A 21,213-nucleotide genomic window follows, 5' to 3' on the forward strand; every position below is an offset into this window, starting at 1 on the left:
AAAGGCGACATGGCGACGACACAACTCTCGGCCGGGACTGCGACGGCCAATCGGACCGGCCTTTATCTGGCCGTGCTGCAACTGGCGTTTACGTTGGGCTGGACCACCTACGTCATCTATCTGCCGAAGCTCGCCGCCGAAGTCGGCATCGCGCCGTCCGCCGTCATCCTCATCCTGATGCTGGACCAGGCGATCTTCACCATCGCCGACACAGCGATGGGGATCGCCGCCGACAAGCTGGCGCCCCATGTCGGCCGGCTTGGCCTGTTCGTCGGGCTCGTGGCCGCGATCTCCTGCGGCGCGTTCGTTGCAATGCCATTCGTGGCCGGTGTCGGCGCGGCCGCGCAGGTCTGGTTCATTGCGCTGATCGTGGTTTGGTCGATCACCTCGTCCGCCTTGCGCGCGCCGCCGCTGACCCTGCTTGGCAAATACCGTGCCCGGCCGCAGGTGCCGTTCCTCGCCGCGCTGGCGATGCTGGGCTATGGCCTCGCCGGCGCGGTCTCGCCCTATCTCGGCGTGCTGATGCGCGAGCATGACGCGCGGCTGCCGTTCGTGATCTCCAGCGTCGTGCTGCTGCTCACGGCGTTGGGGCTGTCGCGGATCGAGCACGATGTCGCGCGCGACACGTCGCCGCCGACACCGGCCGAGGCGGCAAGGCCGCTGGGTCTGGTGCCGATCATCTTCATCGTCGCGATGGTGGCGCTGGCACTCGGCTTTCAGTTGCACTTTGCCATGAACAGTGCGCCGTCCTATCTGCGCTTTGCGAGGCCCGACGAGCTGCCATGGCTGATGCCGGTGTTCTGGATCGGCTTCAACATCGCGATGTTTCCGGCAAGCCTCGTCGTCAAACATCGCGGCGGCCTCATCGTGATGGGCGCTGCCGGCTTGCTTGGAGCCGTGGCAATCGCGGCGGCCGAATTTGCCGGCAGCCTCAACGCGCTGATTGTGGCGCAGTTTCTTGCAGGAGCTGCCTGGGGCTGCATGCTGATGAGCGCGGTCTCGGCTGCGCTGGCGATCGGCTCGACCGGTGCGGAAGGCAAGGTCACTGGCCTCGTCTTCTCGGCACTGGCGCTCGGCACCTTCGCGCGCATGGCGGCGGTCGCCGGCGGCTTGCAGAAGATGCCGGACTACGCACCCCTGCTGCATTGGGCGCCGGTCGCCTGCTGGTCGGTCGCAGGCGCCGGCCTGCTGGTGATCGCCGCGGCGCGGCTCCAGGGTGGTGTTCCCCTCAAGGCTTCGGCGGGTGGATGAACGCCCACGGGCTCACCTCGGAATCGCGCGTCACTTCGACCGAAATCAGGTACGGCCCGCCATGCGCCAGCGCCTTCTCCATCGCCGCCTTGAACTGATCCGGCGCGGTGACGCGCGCAGCCGCGACGCCGAACGATTCCGCCAGCTTGACGAAATCCGGGTTGACGAGGTCCGACGCGACCACGCGGCCGTCGAACCGTTCGCGCTGGTCGCGGCGGACGTTACCATAGGCGTTGTTGTTGAACACCAGCGTCACCACGCCGATGTTGAACTGCACGGCGGTGGCAAGCTCCTGCACGCCGAACATGAACCCGCCATCGCCGGTGATTGCCACCACAGGCTTGTCGGGATTGGCGACCTTGGCGCCAAGCGCGGTCGGGAAGCCCGAGCCGAGCGTGCCCTGATAGCCTGACGTAATGAAGGTGCGCGGCTCGTAGACCGGGAAGCCGTACCAGGAGGCAAAGCCGAACTGCGAGAGTTCGTCGGTCACGATCGCGTTTGCCGGCAGCACCTCGCGCAGGATGTTGAGATACGCCATCTGCGGCTGGATGCGCTGGATCTCTGCCAACGCGGTCGCGGTTGCCTCGCGGATCGCGGCACGACGTCCGGCGGTCCTGCTGTAGCCGGTCTTGCTGACGGCGGCGGCGAGGTCGGCGGTCGCGGCTTTGGCATCGGCGACGATGGCGGTGTCGCAGACAACACGGCGCATTTCGGCGGGATCGATATCGATGCGAACCGACTTCAAGCCAGGCGGTTGATAGGGCCAGCGGAAGCCCGATACCGGCAGCTCCGCGCGGGTCCCGATGGCGATCATCAAGTCGGTCGTCGCCCACAGCTTGTAGGCGGCCGCCATGGTCAGCCCGAGTTCGTGCGCATTGGAGACGATGCCGCGCCCGCTGCGGAAGGCGACCACGGGCGCATCGATCATCTCGGCGAGCGCGAGGATCTCCTCGCCGGCCTCGATCGCGCCGCTGCCGACGAAGATCATCGGCGCCTTGCTGTCCTTGATCAGCCTGGCGGCCTGCTTGATCATATCGGGGTCGGGCCGAGGCGAAGGCAGCGGCGCCAGCACCTGCGCTGCCGCGGTGTCCGCGCGCTGGGTGAAGACATCCCAGGGCATCTCGACGGAGGCGGGGCCGCGGCGGCCCGAATTCATCTCCTGGAAGGCACGTGCGACCACCGTCGGGGCGTATCCGGGATGCTCGATCCGCTCGGCCCATTTCACATAGGTTCGCAGGGTCGCGAGCTGGTCCGGCATCTCGTGGAGATGGCCGCGGCCCTTGCCCAGGAACTGCGTCGGCACCTGGCCGGTGACGCAGAGCACCGGCTCGTTGCATCCGAACGCGGTGAGCAGTGCTGCGCTGGCGTTGAGCACGCCGGGGCCGGGCACCACGCTGAACACGCCGGGCCTGCCGCTGGAGCGTGCATAGCCGAACGCCATGTAGCCGCAGGCCTGCTCGTGCCGCGCGCCGATCACCTTGAGCTGAGCCTGGTGGAAGGCATCGAACAGGCCGTAGACCTGCGCGCCGGGCAGGCCGAACACGGTGTCGACGCCATGGGCGACGAGGCCGCTTACGATCGCTTCGCCGCCGGTGAGGGTGGTCATTGCATCATTCCACTTCAATTATTGATCAGGCTTCGTCGACGACGCCGTTGCGCAAGCTTCCGATCCCCTCGGCCGCGATCTCGACGACATCGCCGGGCTTCAAATAGCGCGGCGGATCGAACCGTGCACCGGCTCCGGTCGGTGTGCCCGTCACGATGATGTCACCCGGGACCAGCGTTGCGAAGGTTGAGATATAGCTGATGAGGGTGCGGAACGGAAACATCAGCCGGCTGGTACGGTCATCCTGCCGCAGTTCACCATTGACGTGTGTGGTCAGGCGGATATCGGCGATCTGCGCTTCCCTGGTGTAGGGCACCAGCCATGGGCCGAGACTGCCGCTGGAATCGAAGTTCTTGCCCTGCGTGACATTGAACTTGCCATGGCGCAGCCAGTCGCGCACCGAGCCTTCGTTGCAGAGCGTGAGTGCGGCGATGTGGTCGAGCGCGGTGCTTTCTGGAATGTGCCGGCCGGCCTTGCCGATCACCAGAACGATCTCGCCCTCATAGTCGAGCTGCGCAGAGGCACGTGGGCGCACCAGCGGGGTGTCGTGACCGACGAATGACCGTGGCGAGCGCATGAACATGCTCGGATATTTCGGCGCGTCCTGACCGTCCTTGTATTCGGCGTTACGGTCGGGATAGTTGACGCCGATGCAGATGATCTTTTCCGGTGCGGGCACCGGCTGCAGCCAGGTGATGTCGGCGAGCGCATGGTCCGGCGTGCGGCCGGCTGCCTCTTCGGCGAGGCTCGCGAGCCTTCCTGCGGCGATCACCTCGCGCAGCGTCGGATAATCCTTGCCGTGATGTGGCGAGAGATTGACGATGCCTCCCTCCAGGACGGCGCCGTAGCGGGTTTCACCCTTGACGGAGTAGGTGGCGAGGCGAGGAAGTCTCATCGTCAATCCGCCACCAGCACGTCGGCCACAAACCTGGGTTCTCGGACGGCCTGCCCTGTGAAGGGCGAGCCCTGCTCGAACCAGGAGCGCGGCGCCGGTGCGCCCCACAGCGTCTGGCGGCGCGGATCGCGCAGCGACCAGCGCAGCGGTTCGTGGTCGTGATCCCCGGTAAAGTAATCGCTGGTATAGAGCTCCAGCCGGTGTCCATCAGGATCGCGGACGTAGAGGAAGAACGCATTGGAGATGCCGTGGCGCCCGGGCCCGCGCTCGATGTTCTTCACGTAGCCGGAGGAGGCCATCACGTCACAGAGATGGATGATGTTCATCGCCGTCGGTGTCCAATAGGCAAAGTGGTGCAGGCGAGGGCCTTTGCCGTTGGTGAAAGCGAAGTCGTGGACATTGCCCTTGCGATGCATCCAGGCCGCGGCGATGCGGCCGTTCGGTCCGTCCTCCTCGGCATATTCGCTGAGGCGGAAGCCGAGCCGCGCATAGAATTCGACCGTGTCCTGCACCTCAGCGGCGAAGACGTTGAAATGGTCGAGCCGCTGCGGATGGCAGCCCTTGTAGAGGTCGAAGCGGCGGAGCAGGTGCGGACGTTTGTCCATCGACGCATAGAGTTCGATCTGGAAACCGAAGGGATCGGTGAATTGCAGCGTGCGGCCCTGGAAGGGCTGGTCGACGAAGGCGTAGTTGAGGCCATTCTCGGAGAGGAAGGCCGCGGCCTTGTCGAGATCCCCGTCGTTGCCGACCTTGAAGCCGAGCCGGGCGCAGGCGGGCGCCGCCGCCTTGCGCAGCACCAGCGAGTGATGCTGGTGCTCCTCGGCAGCGCGCAGGTACACGACCTTGTCGTCGGCATCCTCGACATGCAGGCCGACGGTGGTCTCGTAGAACGCGCGGCTGAGCTTCAGATCGGTTACGTCGAGCACGACGTGGCTGGAGCGGATGATGTCGAAGGGCGGTTCGAAGACGTGTTGCGGTACCGGCATGGTGTTTCCCCCGGAATGAAGAGTCCTACATTCCCAGTTTCTGAATTTTGTGCGTGCCCCGCGCCAGCGAGAGCATGCTTGGTCTCCATGTAGAAGTCGAACGAGTAGTCGCCGCCGTCGCGGCCGATGCCGGAGGCCTTCATGCCGCCGAACGGCGTCGGCAGGTGGCGGACGTTCTCCGAGTTGAGCCAGATCATGCCGGCCTCCAGCGCATCGGCGACGCGCAAGGCGCGGCCGACGTCGTTGGTCCAGACGTAGCCGGTCAGGCCATAGCGGATGTCGTTGGCAATTTCGATCGCATCCGTCTCGTCCTTGAAGGGCAGTACGGTGAGGAAGGGGCCGAACACTTCCTCCTGCGCCACCCGCATCTTGCCGCTCGCGCCGGTCACCAGCGTGGGCTCGACATAATGTCCGCCGCCGGGTCCGTCATAAGCCTTGCCGCCGACCGCGATCACAGCGCCATCCTGGCGTGCGACGTCGAAATAGGAGCAGACCTTGGCGAGATGCCGTTCGTGGATGAGTGGCCCGATCTCGGTGACGGGATCGAGGGGGTGGCCGACCTTCAACGCCTCCACGCGTGCGGTCAGCTTCTCGATGAATTTGTCTGCGATGCTGGTCTGGATCAGCAGGCGGCTGGAGGACGTGCAGCGCTCGCCATTGAGCGAGTAGATCATGAACACGACCGCATCGAGCGCGCGGTCGAGATCCGCGTCGTCGAACACGATCACGGGGTTCTTGCCGCCGAGCTCGAAATGCACCCGCTTCAGCGTCGGCGCACCTTGAATCATGATCGCGGAGCCCGTAGCGCTCTCGCCGACGAAGCCGATCGCCTTGATGGCGGGATGCTCGGTCAGCGCCTTGCCGGCCTCTTCGCCAAAGCCGTGGACGGTATTGAGCACGCCGTCGGGCACGCCGGCCTCCTTGACGAGCCTTGCAAGAATAGCCGCCGTCACCGGCGACCACTCTGCGGGCTTGTGCACGACGGTGCAGCCCGCCGCGAGGGCAGGGGCGATCTTCCAGGTCGATAGCATGAACGGCGTGTTCCACGGCGTGATCACGCCGACCGGACCGATCGGCACGCGGGTGGAAATATTCCAGTGCTCGTCGCTCGGCGTATTCTGGCCGTCGCGCGCCTCCGCGCATTTGTCGGCGAAGAAGCGGAAATTCTCGGCGGCCCGGACCGCGGCCTTGGCCATGAAGCGATAGGCCTGGCCGGTGTCGATGCATTCGAGCACCGCGATGTCCTCGGCATTGTCCTCGATGGCGTCGGCCACGCGATGCAGCAGCTTCTTCCGCATCGCCGGTCCCATGTCACGCCAGGACCTGAAGGCGAGGGCGGCAGCCGTGGCCGCGGCGTCGATGTCCTCGGCGTTGCCACGGGCGACGCTTGCAAGCACCGCGCCGTCGACCGGTGACTTCGTCTCAAAGGTCTCGCCGGATATGGACGGAACGATCTTGCCGTCAATCATGTGGCCGATGCCGTCGGCGCGGAGTTTTTCAGCAGCGGCGCGACGCGGTCGCGGTTGGCCTGAAACACATCGGCTTTCGGCGTGGGCTTATCCATGGGCGGCCTCCACTTTCAGGGCGTCGTGGATGTTGTTGCGCTTCCAGCTGGTGTCCTTGTCGTTGATCTGCATGTCGAACGACAAGGCGAACCTGCTGGCGGCGAAGACGGGATCCAGATGCCTGGAAAGCGCCTGGAAGACATGCTCGCCGGCTTTCTGACGCGTCGGAAGATCGCGGCCCTCGCCGATGCGCAGCACCATGTCGAGAAAGCCGTAATCGTTGCGCGCGTCCGCGATCGCGTAATGCTCGCACCTGACGGCGCGCACGCGGATGCCGCCGAGCGGGAAGATGCCGGTCTCGACGGCGGCTTTGCGCACGACTTCGCAGACGACGCCGATGTCGAAGCGGCCATCGAGGTTGGCCGAATATTCGATGGTGAAATGCGGCATCCCGGTTTCACTCCCTGTCTTTTTTGGTCGCCTAGGCGAAGTAGCAGCTCACCGAGCCGTAGACGCCATAATCGGCCTGAATTGTGTCGCCCTTGCGGGTCTCGATCGGACGGATGAAGGAGCCGGCGAGCACGACCTGCCCGGGTTCAACCGCAAGGCCGAGCGGCGCGATCTTGTTCGCAAGCCACGCCACTGATGTCGCGGGATGATTGAGCACGCCGGCGGCAAGGCCGGTTTCCTCGAGCTGGCCGTTCCTGAAGCAGAGCGCGCCGATCCAGCGCAGGTCTGCGTCGAGCGGGCGGATCGGCCGGCCGCCGAGCACGATGCCGGCATTCGCGGCGTTGTCGGCGATGGTGTCGTAGATTTTCCGCGTCGCCTTGGTGCTGGGATCGACGCGCTCGATGCGCGTATCCAGAATCTCCAGCGCGGGTACGACGAAGTCGGTGGCATTGAGCACGTCGAACATCGTGCAGTCGGGTCCGGCAAGACGCTTGCTCATGACGAAGGCGAGCTCGGCCTCGACGCGCGTGGCGATGAAGCGCTCGGTCGGAATGATCCCGCCATCGGCGAAGAACATGTCGTCCAGCAGCACGCCGGAATCCGGCTCATTGATATTGAGCGCGCTCTGCATCGCCTTCGAGGTCAGGCCGATCTTGTGGCCCTTGACGACGAGCCCCTCGGCAATCTTGACGTCGACCCAGGCCTTCTGAATCGCGTAGGCATCGGCGATGGTGATGCCGGGGAAGTCCTGCGAGAGCTGCCGGATCTGCGTGCGAGTCTTCTCCGCCTGATGCAGACGCCGTGCGCAAGCCTGGATATCGTCGCTGGAAAGCGCCATCAGTGATCTTACTATTCGTGGTGCCGAAAGATACTTAACATGTTAAGTGAATGCGTCAAACGCAAATTGAGATTGCTGCGCTGCAAACGTTTTGCGGCTTGAAGGGGCGATATGGCGAAGAGACCGGCTGATCCCGCAAACGCAGATGCGCCGTCCGCGCGGCAGGTGCCGATGCGCGACTTCTCGCGGTCGCTGCCGATGTCGCTGCTGCGGGCGCGCGAGGCCGTGATGCGGCAGTTCCGCCCCAAGCTGCGTGAACATGGCCTCACCGAGCAGCAATGGCGCATCCTCCGTGCGCTGGCGTCCATTGAGGCCGCGGAAGTTACGGAACTCGCGCGCACCGCGTTCCTCCTCGGGCCGAGCCTGTCGCGTATCCTGCGCGATCTCGAAGCGCGCAATTTGATCGAGCGCAAGACCGCGAAGGCTGACCAGCGCCGCACAATGGTGTCGATCTCAAAAGAGGGCGTGAAGCTGATGGCTGCGGTCGCGCCGTCCTCGGAAGCGATCTACGCCGAGATCACACAGCGCTTCGGCGCGCGCGAGCTCGCCGAGTTGCAGGAGATGCTCGGGCAGCTGGAGTTGTGCCTCGCCTCCACCGGCGCGAGTGATGAAGTCACGGATGAAGCGTAACGGCAAATTTGCATGATCGCTTTCCCACGACGCATGACTGTCGTCATTGCATAACGCGCGAGCAGCGTCATTGCCGCGAAAACCACTGAGAATAGACTGCCGTGGCGGGTGTTGATCACTATTGGGTGCGTGCTCTGCGCATTTAGTCGATGTTGTCGCAATATCAATTTACTCGTATCGGCAGAATTCGTAACTAGCATCGCGATCTGCATTCAGCGATAGAGCCAAGACAAAGAAGGGCCGACAAGGATGCCCGGCCCCAGGGAGGAATGAATGAGACTGACGAGACGCGACTTCGCGGCCGGAATTGCTGCCGGCATTGCCGCGCCCTACCTCATCAGGAGCGCGAACGCGCAAGGCGCCACCATCAAGATCGGCATGTGTGCGCCGGTCACGGGTCCCGCCGCCGAGTCCGGCGGCTATGCCATCAAGGGCGCCAAACTCGCGCTCGAAGCCGTCAACAAGGCGGGCGGCATCCTTGGCAAGCAGGGCGAGTTGATCGTCGAGGACGATCAGACCACCAATCCCGGCATCGTGCTCGCGTTCTCCAAGCTCGCAGCGCAATCCGACATCGTCGGGTTCCTTGGTTCGATTCGTTCGACCCAGGTGCACGCGATGGCGCCCGACGTCATCAAGCTCGGCAAGCCGGTGATGATCGGCGGTACCGATCCGAACCTGACGCATATGGGCAATCAATGGCTGTTCCGCTTCCGGCCCAATGACAGCTATTCCGGCCGCGTCATCGCGGAATACGGCGTCAGCACGCTGGGCAAGAAGAAATGGGCGGTGTTGCACTCGACCGATGCGTTCGGTACCGCGGGCGGCAAGGCGTTGACCGGCGCGCTCGAAAAGCTCGGCGCTCCGCCGGTGCTCGACCAGGGCTACGCCAACCAGAGCCAGGACTTCACTCCGGTCGTGCTCGCCATCAAGCAGTCGGGCGCGGATATCCTCGGCTCCTACTTCACCTTCGAGAACGATCTCGGCATCTTTGCCCGCCAGTTGCGCCAGCTCGGCGTGAACATTCCGTGGGTCGGCTCGCCCTCGATCGTCAACATCACCGCGCTGAAGCTTGCGGGACCGGCGCTGTACAACACCTACGGTGTGGCCGATTACGCCGAGGATTCCAGCGAAGGCTCGAAGGCGTTCGGCAAGCTCTACCGCGACGCGGTCAAGGTCGCGCCCGACAACCAGAGCTCATGGACCTATGACGCCGTGACCGTCCTGGCGGCGGCGATCAACAAGGCCGGCTCCACCGATCCCGGCAAGATTCGCGAATCCATCCTCGCGATCAAGAAGTTCCCGGGCGCCGAGGGCGAATACAATTTCGACCAGAACGGCGACGGTCTCCACGGCTACAACATCGTGAAGAACGAGAAGGGCAAAATCGTCTTCGACAAGCACATCGAGTTCAACGACTGACCGGGCAGGGACGCACGAACGGTTAGGTTCCCTCCCCCTTGTGGGGGAGGGTTAGGGAGAGGGGCAAACCGCACGGGCGGTATTTGTGGCTTACCGCTCTCTCCAACTCTCCCCCACAAGGGGGAGAGAGCCCTGCCACCTCCCGTGCGGCCTGCGACGAGAGGCAGTGAACACGACAGCCACTCAGCTCCCGCTGGCACCGAAATATTCTCTCCAACAGAAGCTTGTCATGGATCTCGCCCTACAGCTCCTTTTTACCGGCATCGGGATCGGCGCCGTCTACGCGCTCGTCGCGCTCGGCTTCGTGCTGATCTTCCGTGCCACCAACGTGGTGAACTTCGCCCAGGGCGAATTCTCCATGGTCGCGGCCTATCTGATGGTGGTCGCGATCGAAGCCGGTCTGCCCTATTGGGCGGCCTTCATCGTCGCGCTGCTCGGCATGGCGCTGCTTGGCGTTGTCTTTAATCTCGGTGTCTATTATCCGCTGCGTCACCGCACCTATCTGCCCGTGATCATCGCCACCATCGGCGCCTCGATCCTGCTCGCCAATTCCGTGCTCGCGATCTATGGCCCGCAGCCGCAGGTGCTGGAAGGCTGGTTTGAAACGCCCGGTATTCAAGTCGGCCCGGTCTATCTCGACAGCCAGTATCTCCTGATCATCGGCGTCACCATCTGCCTCGTGATCTTCAATTTCTGGTTCTTCGAGAAGACCCTGCTCGGCAAGAAGCTGCAGGCGACCTCGCAGGACAAGGAGATGGCCTCGCTGCTCGGCATTTCCGTCTCGACCATGATCATGATCACCTTCATCTATTCGGCCGTGCTCGGCGGCCTCGCCGGCATCCTGGTCGCACCAGTGCTGTTCGTCTCGATCCAGATGGGTTCGACCATCGCGCTGAAGGCGTTCGCCGCGACCATCATCGGCGGCTTCGGCGACGTCGCCGGTGCCATCATCGGCGGTCTCGCGCTCGGCGTGATCGAGACCTTTGGCGCGGCGTATATCTCGGTGCCCTACAAGGACGGCTTTGCCTTCCTGGTTCTGATCGCTTTCCTGATCTTCCGGCCGCAGGGCATCTTCGGCGAACGCGTGGCGGAAAAGGCATGAGCGCACCCAGCGACAACATGCCGATTCCGGCACCCGCCATCCGTTCGAAACCGCTCGTGGTCCGGCACCTGCCGTACTTCATCGGCGCGGCGATCCTGGTCGTGCTCGCGGCCAACATGCGCTTCGACGGTTACATCCACAACATCCTGCTGCAGGCCACGACGTTCGCGATCGCCGTGTTCGGACTCTCCGTCGTGCTCGGCCTGTGCGGCCAGATCAATCTGGCACAGGCTGCGTTCTTCGGGCTCGGCGCCTATGCGGTCGGTATCGGCACCACGGATCTCAATGTCAGCTTCTGGCTGTGCCTGGTCGGCGGCTGCGTGATCTCGCTGCTCGCCGGTGCCTTGCTGGGCATGTCGACCTTGCGGCTTGGCGGTCATTACCTTGCGATGGTGACGATCTCGTTCCAGCAGATCGTCACGCTGGTGATGATCAACGCGATCTGGCTGACGCACGGCCCCGACGGCGTCTCCAACATCAAGCGGCCCGACCTGTTCCAGACCTCGCAGAGCTATCTCGCCTTCTGCGTGGCGATGCTGGCGATCGTCGGCTATCTGGTCTGGCATCTCTCCGACACCAAGCTCGGCCGGGCCATGCGGGCGGTGCGGGACAACGAACTCGCGGCCGGGGTCAACGGCATCGACGTCTTCCGCACCAAGATCTATGCCTTCGCGCTTTGCGCGTTGCTCGGCGGTCTCGCGGGCGGACTTTTCGCGGGCGGATTCGCTTATGTCAGCCCCGATCAGTTCTCCTTCGCGGAATCGATCGTGTTCCTGACCATGTCGCTGCTCGGCGGCGTGGCCTCGCCGATCGGCTCGGCGATCGGCACGGGTCTCTTGATCCTGATCCCGGAATGGCTGCGCTTTCTCAAGAGCGTGCCGGGCCTGTACCTCGCGATCTACGGCCTGTTCGTGATCCTGATCATCCGCTTCATGCCCGACGGCATCTGGGGCTTCGTCGCGGACGCGTTTGCGCGCTGGCGCGCCAAGAGCGCAGCGCCTCCGGTGGCGGGCGCCTTGCATCTGAAGCCGGCGACGATTGGCGGCGACATCGTGCTGGAGGTCACCGGCCTGTCGAAGCACTTCGGCGGCCTCAAGGCCGTCGACGGCGTCGATATCGCGGTGAAGCGCGGCGGCGTGCATGCGCTGATCGGGCCGAACGGCTCGGGCAAGACCACGACGCTCAACGTGCTCTCGGGCCTGTACGTCGCGACGTCGGGCAGGATTGTGCTCGACGGTACCGACATCACTCACATGCCGCCGCATCAGCGCACGGCTGCGGGCCTCGGCCGTACCTTCCAGAACATCCGCCTGTTCCGTTCGATGACGGCGCTGGAGAACGTCGAGATCGGTGCGGAGCGGCCCGGCAACACCATGGTCGGAAAGGGCGACGACGCCCTGACCGAACGCGCGATGGAGGCGCTGACCTTCGTCGGCCTCGGCAGCCGCGCCAACGAGCTGATCTCGAGCTTCTCCTACGGCCATCAGCGGCTGATCGAGATCGCGCGTGCATTGGCCTCGAACCCGACGCTGCTGCTGCTCGACGAGCCCGCGGCCGGCCTGAACTCGACCGAAAAGCTCGAACTGCACGAGCTGCTCAAGCGCATCGCGGCGCAGGGCCTGACCATCCTGATCATCGATCACGACATGACGCTGGTCTCGGAAGCCGCCCAGCATATCACCGTGCTCAACTTCGGACGCCGCATCGCGGACGGCGAATCCATGGCCGTGCTGCGTCATCCCGACGTCGTCTCCGCCTATCTCGGGAGCGAATGATGCCGTTGCTCGAAATCCGCAATCTGGTGGTGCGCTACGGCGAGATCGAAGCACTGCGCGGCGTCACCTGCGCCGTGGAGGAGGGACAGGTCGTGACCTTGCTCGGCGCCAACGGCGCCGGCAAGTCGACGACGCTGCGCGCGATCTCCGGCCTTGCCAAGCCGACCTCGGGCGAGATCCTGTTCGACGGCAAGTCGATCGCGGGCCTTGGCCCGGAAGCGATCGTCCGCATGGGCATCAGCCACGTGCCCGAAGGCCGCCGCGTCTTTCCGGGGCTGACGGTGAAAGAGAACATCATGCTCGGCGCGTCCAATCGCCGGGCTTCGACCTCCGAGATTTCGCGCGAGGCCGATGCGATGTTCGATTTGTTCCCCGACATCCGCAAGTTCACCGACGCGCTCGGCTGGACCCTGTCCGGCGGCCAGCTGCAGATGGTGGCGGTGGCGCGCGGACTGATGGCCAAGCCGCGGCTGCTGCTATTGGACGAGCCGTCACTCGGCCTTGCGCCTGTCATCGTGCAGGCCGTGTTCAAGATCATCTCCGAGATCCGGCGCAACACGACGGTCCTGCTGGTCGAGCAGAATGCACGCATGGGCCTGTCGGTCGCCGATTACGGCTATGTGCTGGAGACCGGCCGCATCGTGCTCGGGGGCAAGCCCGACGAGCTCTGGGGCAACGAAGCCATCCGCGCCGCCTATCTCGGCGGCCATGCCAAGGTGAGTGCGTAACCGGAGGGGGCCGTCCGGGGTCACAATCCGGGTTGGCATCCCCTTGCCGGATCAACCCCGGCGGCGATACTGTCGCCGCCCTCGAGGTCCGCACCCGGTGGGCGAGCGCATAGGTCTTGCGTCATTGCGAGCGTAGCGCGGCGGTCAGGTTGGCGCTAACAACAGGGTCGTGCTGTCGCGGCGTTCGGCGTGGTGCCGAAGACCCCAACAACAAAGAAGGAAGGCAACGTGGCGAACAAGGTCAAGGAAATCTGGAAGTCGGGCAAGGCCGTGGTCAACGCATGGCTGGCGATTCCCTCCGGCTTCTCGGCCGAGATGGTCGCGCAATGCGGCTTCGACAGCGTCACCGTCGACATGCAGCATGGCGTGCAGGACTATCTGTCGATGGTGCAGTGCTTCCAGGCGATGGACAAGCATCCGGTCACGCCGATGGTCCGCGTGCCCTGGAACGAGCCCGGCATCATCGGCAAGGTGCTCGACGGCGGCGCCTATGGCGTGATCTGCCCGATGGTCAACACGCCGCAGGAGGCCAGGAACCTCGTCTCCTATTCCAAATATCCGCCGAAGGGCGTGCGCTCCAACGGTCCGATCCGCGCCGGCATGTACGGCACCGCGGGCTCCTACCAGAAGACGGCGAACGACGATATCGTGCTGCTTCCGATGATGGAGACCCGGACCGCGGTCGAGAACATGGAAGCGATCCTCGACGTCGAGGGCATCGACGGCGTCTATATCGGCCCGTCCGACCTCGGCTTCTCCTACGGCCTCGAGCCGAAGCTCGACCGCACCGAGCCCGAGATCCTCGCGATCTACGACAAGATCATCAAGGAATGCGGCAAGCGCGGCCTCAACCCGGGCATCCATTGCAGCGGCGCCGAAGGCGCGGCGCGCGCCATCAACATGGGCTTCAAGCTGGTGACGCTCTCGAACGAGGTCGGCCTGATGGCGACCTACGCCAAGATGCAGGTCAACGCGACCCGCAAGGATTCCGGCGGCAAGGCCTAAAACTTCGCGAATGGCGAATGGGGAGTAGCGAATAGGGCTATTCCCCTTTTTCCATTCGCCTCTCACCACTCGCTATTCGCCTCCGAAGGAGATACCCATGACCATCAGCCCCGTCATTCGCCTGCATCCCGATGACGGCGTGCTGATTGCGCGCGCGAGCCTGCCGCCGGGCACATTAGTGGCTGACGGCGTGACGACGGTCGAGCGCATTCCCTCCGGCCACAAGGTTGCGATCAAGCCGATCGCGGTAGGCGAACCCGTCAAGCGCTACGGCCAGATCATCGGATTCGCGACCATTCCGATCGCACCGGGCCAGCACGTGCACGTGCAGAACTGCGGCATGGGTGACTTCGCCAAGGACTACGCCTATTGCGTCGACGTCAAGCCGACGCCGAACTTCGACCTGCCGGCGACCTTCGAGGGCATTCGCCGCCCGGACGGCCGTGTCGCCACGCGCAACTATATCGGTATCCTCACCTCGGTGAACTGCAGCGCGCATGTCGCGAGCCTCGTCGCCGACGTCTTCAAGAAGAATCCCTTCACCGGCGACAATCCGCTGGCCGAATTCCCCAATGTCGACGGCGTGGTCGCGCTGACCCACAAGACCGGTTGCGGCATGACGCAGAACGAGCCGCTCGCGCTGCTTCGCCGCACGCTCGGCGGTTATGCGCGGCACGTCAATTTCTCCCACGTCATCGTGCTCGGTCTCGGCTGCGAGGTGAACCAGATCGGCGGCCTGATGGAAGAGCAGAAGCTCGCCGGCCGTCTGCGCGCGATGGACATCCAGGAGGTCGGCGGCACCCGCAAGACGGTTGAAGCCGGCATCGCCTTCGTGCGCGAGGCCCTCGCTGACTCCAACAAGGTGAAGCGCGAGTCCGTGCCGGTGAGCGAATTGACCGTGGCGCTGCAATGCGGCGGCTCCGACGGCTATTCCGGCGTATCGGCCAACCCTGCGCTGGGTGCGGCGAGCGATCTGATCGTGCGCCACGGCGGCACCGTGATCCTGTCGGAGACGCCGGAGACCTACGGCGCCGAGCACCTGCTCACCCGCCGCGCCGTCAGCCGCGAGGTCGGCGAGAAGCTGGTCGATCTCATGCGCTGGTGGGACGAATACACGGCGCGCGAAGGCGCCGAGATGAACGCCAATCCGAGCCCCGGCAACAAGGCCGGCGGCCTCACCACCATCCTGGAGAAATCGCTCGGCGCAATGGCCAAGGCCGGCACCACCAATCTCGTCGACGTGCTGCGCTATGCCGAACCCGTGACCAAGCGCGGTTTCGTGTTCATGGATACGCCCGGCTACGATCCCGTCGCAGCCACGGGGCAGGTCGCCGGCGGCGCCAATCTGGTCTGTTTCACCACCGGCCGCGGTAGCGTGTTCGGCTGCAAGCCGGCGCCGTCGATCAAGCTCGCCACCAACACGCCCATGTACAAGCGCATGGAAGACGACATGGACGTCAATTGCGGCACCATCCTCGAAGGCGAGGAGACGGTCGAGCAATGTGGCCAGCGCATCTTCGAGCTGATTTTGAAGACCGCCTCCGGCCAGCCGACCAAGAGCGAGAGCTTCGATTTCGGCGGCGCCGAGTTCGCGCCCTGGGTGCTCGGCGCGACGATGTAGCTGCGTCCCGCGCAACTCTTTGCGGAAATATGCAGGACGAGCGGCGCCCGTCCCGTAAATCTACGGAGATGACAGTAGCCGCACGGGTTCCCGCGCTCACCTATGATTAATGGTTCCCGTCGTAATCCTGAACGGTGATGCGGGCCGCTTCTTGCGAGGACGCTGCCCCTCGTGAGGATTGGTCACCAATGACGCGCACGATACGTCCGACCGGCGTGGAAAATTTCCTCGGCGAGGAAGAGTTGATCGTGTCGAAGACCGATCTCAAGGGCCGCATCACCTACGCCAACGACGTCTTCATTCGCATGGCGAAATACTCCTATGCGGAGCTGATGGGCGCGCCCCACAGCATGATCCGCCATCCCGACATGCCGCGCTCTGTCTTCAAGCTGCTGTGGGACACGCTGCAGTCCAGGCAGGAGATCTTCGCCTACGTCGTCAATCTTGCCGGGGACGGCAGCCATTACTGGGTGTTCGCCCACGTCACGCCGACCTTCGACGAGCACGGTAACATCGTCGGCTATCACTCCAACCGCCGCAAGCCGGATCCGGCGCAGATCGAACGCATCAAGCCGATCTACAAGACGCTGTGCGCCGAAGAGGCGCGGCATGCCAATGCCAAGGAGGGCATGCATGCCAGCTTCGATGCGATGGTCGGACTGCTCAAGCAACAGGGTGTCGGTTACGATGAATTTGTGCTCTCTCTCTAAGGCGCAGGGAGCGACCGCGCTCGCGTGTGTTCTTGCCGTCGTTGCATTCGCCGTTTCGCTGCTCGGCGTGACCGGCATCGCCGGCGCGGCATTGGCGGGCGCGATAGTCGCGTTGCTCGGCTACGCCGTCTGGTGCCAGCAACGCACGGCGGTGGCCGTCGATGAGGTCGCTGACGTCTGCCGCAAGGCGGCGCGCGGCGATCTCGAGGCGCGCATTCTCAGCAACCGGCAGGCCGGGCGGATCGGGGCGATCCAGAAGTCGGTCAACGACATGCTCGACATCACCGACGCCTTCCAGCGCGAGGCTTCCGCGTCGATGGACTATGCCAGCCGCGGCAAGTATTTCCGCAAGATCCTGGCACGGGGTCTGCCCGGCTCGTTCCGACGTTCGGCGATCGTGATCAATTCCGGCACTGACAGCCTCGGCCGTCGCGTGGTCGAGATCGCGGACCTCGCGAAGCAGTTCGGCACGCATCTCGACCAGGTCGCGGGCAGGCTCATGGGCGCCGCGACCGATCTCGAATCCGACGCCGGCCAGATGGCTGCGGCGGCCGAGAAGACCAGCCGGCAGACCTCCGGCGTGCTCAGCGCCTCCGACCAGGCCTCGCGCAATGTCGCGACGGTCGCGAGCGCGGCCGAGCAACTCGCATCCTCGATTGCCGATATCGGGCGCCAGGTGGCCGGCTCGACCACGAGCACAGGGCGCGCGGTGAACGAAGCCAATCGTGCCGGCAGCGAGATCCGCGCGCTTGCCGATGCGGCGCTCCGGATCGGCGACGTCGTCAAGCTGATCAGCGAGATCGCCGAGCAGACCAACCTGCTGGCGCTCAACGCCACCATCGAGGCCGCGCGCGCCGGGGAAGCCGGCCGCGGCTTTGCGGTCGTGGCCTCCGAGGTCAAGAGTCTCGCCAACCAGACCGCGAAGGCGACCGAGGAGATCAGCGCCAAGGTCGGCGAGATGCAGCAATCGACCACCAATTCGGTCGCGGCCGTCGAGGCGATCGCGCAGACCATCACCGAGATCAACGGCATCACCGCCGCGATCGCGACCTCGATCGAGCAGCAGGGCTTGGCGACCCGCGAGATCGCCCGCAACGTTCACGAGGCCTCGTCCGGCACGTCGCAGGTCTCGACCAACGTCACCGGCATCAGCGAGGCCGCCGCCGACACGGGGCGCGTCGCCAGCCGCGTCAACAGCGCCTCCGAACGGGTCCATGGCGAGGTCGAGACGCTCCGGCGCGAAGTGAACCAGTTCCTGCAGCGGCTGACATCGGCAGCGTAAGGCGCCCGGCGTCCAGGATAACGACACGCAAACGGTCGGCCCGCACCTTGCTTAGGCACGGTCTGCCCGTTGTTAGTGCTTGATCGCACCGACCTCAGGTGTTCTGCTCAAAAAAGCTGCTGGAGCATCGCATCCTGTGTCGATCTACGTCGCGTTACACCACGTCACCCACTACAAATACGACCGCCCGATCGATCTCGGTCCGCAGACCATCCGGTTGCGGCCGGCGCCACACACGCGCACGCCGATCCTGAGCTATTCGCTCAAGGTCACTCCGGCCAACCATTTCGTGAACTGGCAGCAGGATCCGCAAGGCAACTGGCTGGCGCGTTACGTCTTTCCGGAAAAGGCGACCGAGCTGAAATTCGAGGTCGATTTCACGGCGCAGATGACCGTGGTCAATCCGTTCGACTTTTTCGTCGAGCCCTACGCCGACAGTTTTCCGTTCGAATATCCGAAGGACTTGAAGACGGAGCTGGCTCCGTATCTGGAGACCATCAAGCCCGATCGCCAGTTCGCGAAATACCTCGACACGATTCCGCACGAGGCCCCGAACACGGTCAATTTCCTGGTCGACGTGAACAGGGAGCTGCAGAAGAAGATCAGCTACATCATCCGGATGGAGCCGGGCGTGCAGACGCCGGAGGAAACGCTCACCTCCTGCGCCGGATCCTGCCGTGACTCCGCCTGGCTCCTGATCCAGACCTTCCGTCATCTCGGTCTCGCCGCGCGTTTCGTCTCCGGCTATCTGATCCAGATTCGTCCCGACATCGATCCGATCGAGGGACCGCCGGAGGTGGAGAACGACTTCACCGACCTGCACGCCTGGGCCGAGGTCTATCTGCCGGGCGCGGGCTGGATCGGGTTCGACGCGACCTCGGGCATGCTCGCGGGCGAGGGGCACATTCCTGTCGCCGCCACGCCGCATTATCGCTCGGCGGCGCCGATCTCCGGCGGCGCGGGCTTTGCGGAAGTCGAGTTCGCCTTCGACATGAGCGTCAAGCGCATCCGTGAGGCGCCGCGCATCACCAAGCCGTTCTCCGACGAAGCCTGGGCTCGGCTCAACGATCTCGGCGAGCAGGTCGACGGCGATCTCGCCGCCGATGACGTGCGGCTGACGATGGGCGGCGAACCGACCTTCGTCTCGGTCGACGATCTCGAAGCGGCGGAGTGGAATACGGAGGCGGTCGGCCCGACCAAGCGCGCGCTTGGCGACGATCTGATCCGCCGCCTGCGCACGCGCTTCGCGCCGGGCGGCCTTCTGCATTACGGCCAGGGCAAATGGTATCCGGGCGAGAGCCTGCCGCGCTGGGCTTTCGGCCTCTACTGGCGCAAAGACGGCGTGCCGATCTGGAAGAACGCCGATCTCATCGCGAAGATCGAAAATCCGCGCCGCGCCGAGGCAAAGGATGCCGAGGCCTTCATGGAGGGCGCGGCGCTGCGGCTCGGGCTCGACCCCGGCTACATCATGCCGGCCTATGAGGACACCGCGCTCTGGCTCCAGAAGGAAGCCGAGCTTCCCGTCAACGTCGATCCGTCCGACTCCAAATTGGCCAATCCGGAGGATCGCGCGCGCATGGCGCGCGTGTTCGAGCAGGGCCTCAACACGCCGCGCGGCTTCGTACTGCCGGTGCAGCGCTGGAACGCGCCGCCGCGCTGGCGCAGCGAGCGCTGGCAGCTCCGGCGCAATCATCTGTTCCTGATGCCCGGTGATTCACCGCTGGGCCTGCGCCTGCCGATCGGGTCGCTCGGCTACGTCCCACCCGATCAATATCCCTACATCGTCGAGCGCGATCCGATGGAGCCGCGCGGCAAGTTGCCCGTGTTCACCCTCGCAGCGCGCCCGGAGGCGCCGCCGCGGGTCGCGCCCGAGCAACTCAACACATCCGTTCCGGTCCGCACCGCGCTGTCGGTCGAAGTCCGCGACGGCGTGCTCTGCGCGTTCATGCCACCGGTCGAGCAAATCGAGGATTATCTCGAAATGGTCGCGGCGCTCGAAGCCACCGCCGAGGAGATGCAGATCCAGGTCCATGTCGAGGGCTATTCGCCGCCGTTCGACCCGCGCATCGAGGTGATCAAGGTGACGCCAGATCCCGGCGTGATCGAGGTCAACGTCCAGCCGGCAAAGAATTGGCACGAGGCGGTCGATATCACGGTCGGGCTCTATGAGGACGCCGGCAAGACGCGCCTCGGCGCCAACCGCTTCCTGGTCGACGGCCGCCACACCGGCACCGGCGGCGGCAATCACGTCGTGATCGGCGGCTCCAGCCCAGAGGACTCGCCGTTCCTGCGCCGTCCCGATCTGCTCAAGAGCCTGGTCCTGTACTGGCAGCGGCATCCGTCGCTGTCCTACTTCTTCTCCGGCCTGTTCATCGGCCCGACCAGCCAGGCGCCGCGCATCGACGAGGCCCGGCACGACAGCATCTACGAGCTCGAGATCGCGCTTTCCCACGTGCCGCCGCCGGGCTACCAGGCCCCGCTATGGCTGGTGGACCGCCTGTTCCGGCACCTGCTCGTCGACATCACCGGCAACACCCATCGCGCCGAGATCTGCATCGACAAGCTGTATTCGCCGGACGGGACCACGGGGCGGCTCGGCCTCGTCGAATTCCGCGCGCTCGAGATGCCGCCCGATCCGCGCATGTCGCTGGCGCAGCAGCTGCTGATCCGCGCGCTGATCGCAAAATTCTGGCGCGAGCCGCAATCCGGCAAGTTCGTGCGCTGGGGCACGGCGCTGCATGACCGCTACATGCTGCCCCATTTCATCTGGGAAGATTTTCAGGACGTGTTGTCCGAACTGAAGCAGTCCGGCTATCCGTTCGAGGCGGAATGGTATCTGGCCCAGCTCGAATTCCGCTTCCCCGCCTTCGGCCGTATCCATCATGGCGGCGTCACGCTGGAGCTGCGGCAGGCGCTGGAGCCCTGGCACGTGCTGGGCGAGGAAGGGTCGGCCGGCGGAACGGTGCGCTATGTCGACAGCTCGGTGGAACGGCTCCAGGTCAAGGCCGAGGGCTTCATCGAGGGGCGCCACATCGTCACCTGCAACGGTCGCCGCCTGCCGATGACCTCGACCGGCCGCTCCGGGGAAGCCGTGGCCGGTGTCCGTTTCAAGGCCTGGCAGCCGGCCTCAGGCCTGCATCCGACCATTCCCGTTCACGCGCCCCTGACGTTTGACCTGATCGACACCTGGAACGGCCGCTCGCTCGGCGGCTGCGTCTATCACGTCGCCCATCCCGGCGGGCGCAGCTACGACACCAAGCCGGTCAACACCTACGAGGCCGAGGCGCGGCGGCTGGCGCGCTTCCAGGACCACGGCCATACGCCGGGCCCGATGCAGCCGCCGCCCGAGGAACGCACAAATGAGTTTCCGCTGACCCTCGACTTGCGGACCCCGCTCCTGCAATGAGTAT

16 protein-coding genes and 1 pseudogene are annotated in these 21,213 nt (G+C 64.8%); 11 read left to right on the forward strand and 6 right to left on the reverse strand.

Features of this window, described 5'->3' with window-relative positions; all coding sequences use genetic code 11:
• Window positions 1-9: 9 nt before the first annotated feature.
• Window positions 10-1,251, forward strand: a complete 1,242-nt coding sequence (locus ACQ86E_RS24240; RefSeq protein ID WP_431202129.1) for an MFS transporter — start codon at window positions 10-12, stop codon at window positions 1,249-1,251.
• Here ACQ86E_RS24240 and ACQ86E_RS24245 read toward each other — a convergent pair.
• From ACQ86E_RS24245 to hpaH, 6 genes and pseudogenes are all read right to left on the reverse strand, one after another.
• Entirely contained in the window at window positions 1,229-2,857 is a 1,629-nt protein-coding gene (locus tag ACQ86E_RS24245; RefSeq protein WP_431202130.1) for a thiamine pyrophosphate-dependent enzyme, read from the reverse strand. The genes ACQ86E_RS24240 and ACQ86E_RS24245 overlap by 23 nt on opposite strands.
• A gap of 25 nt (window positions 2,858-2,882) precedes the next feature.
• Window positions 2,883-3,752, reverse strand: a complete 870-nt coding sequence (locus ACQ86E_RS24250; RefSeq protein ID WP_431202131.1) for a fumarylacetoacetate hydrolase family protein — start codon at window positions 3,750-3,752, stop codon at window positions 2,883-2,885.
• 2 nt (window positions 3,753-3,754) lie between these two features.
• Complete coding sequence (hpaD, locus tag ACQ86E_RS24255; protein WP_431202132.1) at window positions 3,755-4,738, reverse strand: 3,4-dihydroxyphenylacetate 2,3-dioxygenase; 984 nt, start codon at window positions 4,736-4,738, stop codon at window positions 3,755-3,757.
• 25 nt (window positions 4,739-4,763) lie between these two features.
• Window positions 4,764-6,302 (reverse strand): annotated as a pseudogene (gene hpaE / locus ACQ86E_RS24260) (5-carboxymethyl-2-hydroxymuconate semialdehyde dehydrogenase).
• Window positions 6,295-6,693, reverse strand: a complete 399-nt coding sequence (locus tag ACQ86E_RS24265; RefSeq protein WP_431202133.1) for a 5-carboxymethyl-2-hydroxymuconate Delta-isomerase — start codon at window positions 6,691-6,693, stop codon at window positions 6,295-6,297. The pseudogene hpaE and the gene ACQ86E_RS24265 overlap by 8 nt, the downstream one beginning before the upstream one ends.
• 31 nt (window positions 6,694-6,724) lie before the next feature.
• Window positions 6,725-7,531 carry a 2-oxo-hept-4-ene-1,7-dioate hydratase gene (gene hpaH / locus ACQ86E_RS24270; protein WP_431202134.1) on the reverse strand — a complete coding sequence of 269 codons (807 nt, stop codon included), beginning with the start codon at window positions 7,529-7,531 and terminating at the stop codon, window positions 6,725-6,727.
• A gap of 111 nt (window positions 7,532-7,642) precedes the next feature.
• Between hpaH and hpaR the strand changes: the two genes are divergently transcribed.
• The 10 genes from hpaR (at window position 7,643) to ACQ86E_RS24320 (ending at window position 21,209) form a co-directional block, all read left to right on the forward strand.
• Window positions 7,643-8,161, forward strand: coding sequence for a homoprotocatechuate degradation operon regulator HpaR (hpaR, locus tag ACQ86E_RS24275; RefSeq protein WP_431202135.1), 519 nt, complete (start codon window positions 7,643-7,645; stop codon window positions 8,159-8,161).
• A gap of 273 nt (window positions 8,162-8,434) precedes the next feature.
• Complete coding sequence (locus tag ACQ86E_RS24280; protein WP_431202136.1) at window positions 8,435-9,580, forward strand: ABC transporter substrate-binding protein; 1,146 nt, start codon at window positions 8,435-8,437, stop codon at window positions 9,578-9,580.
• A gap of 229 nt (window positions 9,581-9,809) precedes the next feature.
• A complete protein-coding gene (locus ACQ86E_RS24285) occupies window positions 9,810-10,682 on the forward strand; it encodes a branched-chain amino acid ABC transporter permease (RefSeq protein WP_431202137.1) in 873 nt (290 codons plus the stop codon).
• Window positions 10,679-12,457 carry an ABC transporter permease subunit gene (locus tag ACQ86E_RS24290; RefSeq protein WP_431202138.1) on the forward strand — a complete coding sequence of 593 codons (1,779 nt, stop codon included), beginning with the start codon at window positions 10,679-10,681 and terminating at the stop codon, window positions 12,455-12,457. The genes ACQ86E_RS24285 and ACQ86E_RS24290 overlap by 4 nt, the downstream gene beginning before the upstream one ends.
• Window positions 12,457-13,185, forward strand: coding sequence for an ABC transporter ATP-binding protein (locus tag ACQ86E_RS24295; RefSeq protein ID WP_431206549.1), 729 nt, complete (start codon window positions 12,457-12,459; stop codon window positions 13,183-13,185). The genes ACQ86E_RS24290 and ACQ86E_RS24295 overlap by 1 nt, the downstream gene beginning before the upstream one ends.
• A 228-nt stretch (window positions 13,186-13,413) precedes the next feature.
• A complete protein-coding gene (locus ACQ86E_RS24300; protein WP_015687505.1) occupies window positions 13,414-14,190 on the forward strand; it encodes an HpcH/HpaI aldolase family protein in 777 nt (258 codons plus the stop codon).
• Window positions 14,191-14,287: 97 nt separating this feature from the next.
• Window positions 14,288-15,811 (forward strand): UxaA family hydrolase, encoded by a 1,524-nt coding sequence (locus tag ACQ86E_RS24305; protein WP_431202139.1) that lies wholly within the window; start codon window positions 14,288-14,290, stop codon window positions 15,809-15,811.
• Between the two features lie 188 nt (window positions 15,812-15,999).
• Complete coding sequence (locus tag ACQ86E_RS24310) at window positions 16,000-16,521, forward strand: PAS domain-containing protein (RefSeq protein ID WP_431202140.1); 522 nt, start codon at window positions 16,000-16,002, stop codon at window positions 16,519-16,521.
• On the forward strand, window positions 16,499-17,803 hold the full coding sequence (locus ACQ86E_RS24315; RefSeq protein WP_431202141.1) for a methyl-accepting chemotaxis protein: 1,305 nt from the start codon (window positions 16,499-16,501) through the stop codon (window positions 17,801-17,803). Before ACQ86E_RS24310 ends, ACQ86E_RS24315 begins: the two co-directional genes overlap by 23 nt.
• Before the next feature lie 136 nt (window positions 17,804-17,939).
• Entirely contained in the window at window positions 17,940-21,209 is a 3,270-nt protein-coding gene (locus ACQ86E_RS24320; RefSeq protein ID WP_431202142.1) for a DUF2126 domain-containing protein, read from the forward strand.
• Window positions 21,210-21,213: the final 4 nt, after the last annotated feature.

The sequence above is a fragment of the Bradyrhizobium betae genome (assembly GCF_050632175.1).
GTDB classification, from domain to species: Bacteria; Pseudomonadota; Alphaproteobacteria; order Rhizobiales; family Xanthobacteraceae; genus Bradyrhizobium; species Bradyrhizobium betae_B.

Coding starts and splice junctions, on each gene's coding strand:
- ACQ86E_RS24240 (WP_431202129.1), top strand. CDS start 10: ATGGCGACGACACAACTCTCGGCCGGGACTGCGACGGCCAATCGGACC.
- ACQ86E_RS24245 (WP_431202130.1), bottom strand. CDS start 2,857: ATGACCACCCTCACCGGCGGCGAAGCGATCGTAAGCGGCCTCGTCGCC.
- ACQ86E_RS24250 (WP_431202131.1), bottom strand. CDS start 3,752: ATGAGACTTCCTCGCCTCGCCACCTACTCCGTCAAGGGTGAAACCCGC.
- hpaD (WP_431202132.1), bottom strand. CDS start 4,738: ATGCCGGTACCGCAACACGTCTTCGAACCGCCCTTCGACATCATCCGC.
- ACQ86E_RS24265 (WP_431202133.1), bottom strand. CDS start 6,693: ATGCCGCATTTCACCATCGAATATTCGGCCAACCTCGATGGCCGCTTC.
- hpaH (WP_431202134.1), bottom strand. CDS start 7,531: ATGGCGCTTTCCAGCGACGATATCCAGGCTTGCGCACGGCGTCTGCAT.
- hpaR (WP_431202135.1), top strand. CDS start 7,643: ATGGCGAAGAGACCGGCTGATCCCGCAAACGCAGATGCGCCGTCCGCG.
- ACQ86E_RS24280 (WP_431202136.1), top strand. CDS start 8,435: ATGAGACTGACGAGACGCGACTTCGCGGCCGGAATTGCTGCCGGCATT.
- ACQ86E_RS24285 (WP_431202137.1), top strand. CDS start 9,810: ATGGATCTCGCCCTACAGCTCCTTTTTACCGGCATCGGGATCGGCGCC.
- ACQ86E_RS24290 (WP_431202138.1), top strand. CDS start 10,679: ATGAGCGCACCCAGCGACAACATGCCGATTCCGGCACCCGCCATCCGT.
- ACQ86E_RS24295 (WP_431206549.1), top strand. CDS start 12,457: ATGCCGTTGCTCGAAATCCGCAATCTGGTGGTGCGCTACGGCGAGATC.
- ACQ86E_RS24305 (WP_431202139.1), top strand. CDS start 14,288: ATGACCATCAGCCCCGTCATTCGCCTGCATCCCGATGACGGCGTGCTG.
- ACQ86E_RS24310 (WP_431202140.1), top strand. CDS start 16,000: ATGACGCGCACGATACGTCCGACCGGCGTGGAAAATTTCCTCGGCGAG.
- ACQ86E_RS24315 (WP_431202141.1), top strand. CDS start 16,499: ATGAATTTGTGCTCTCTCTCTAAGGCGCAGGGAGCGACCGCGCTCGCG.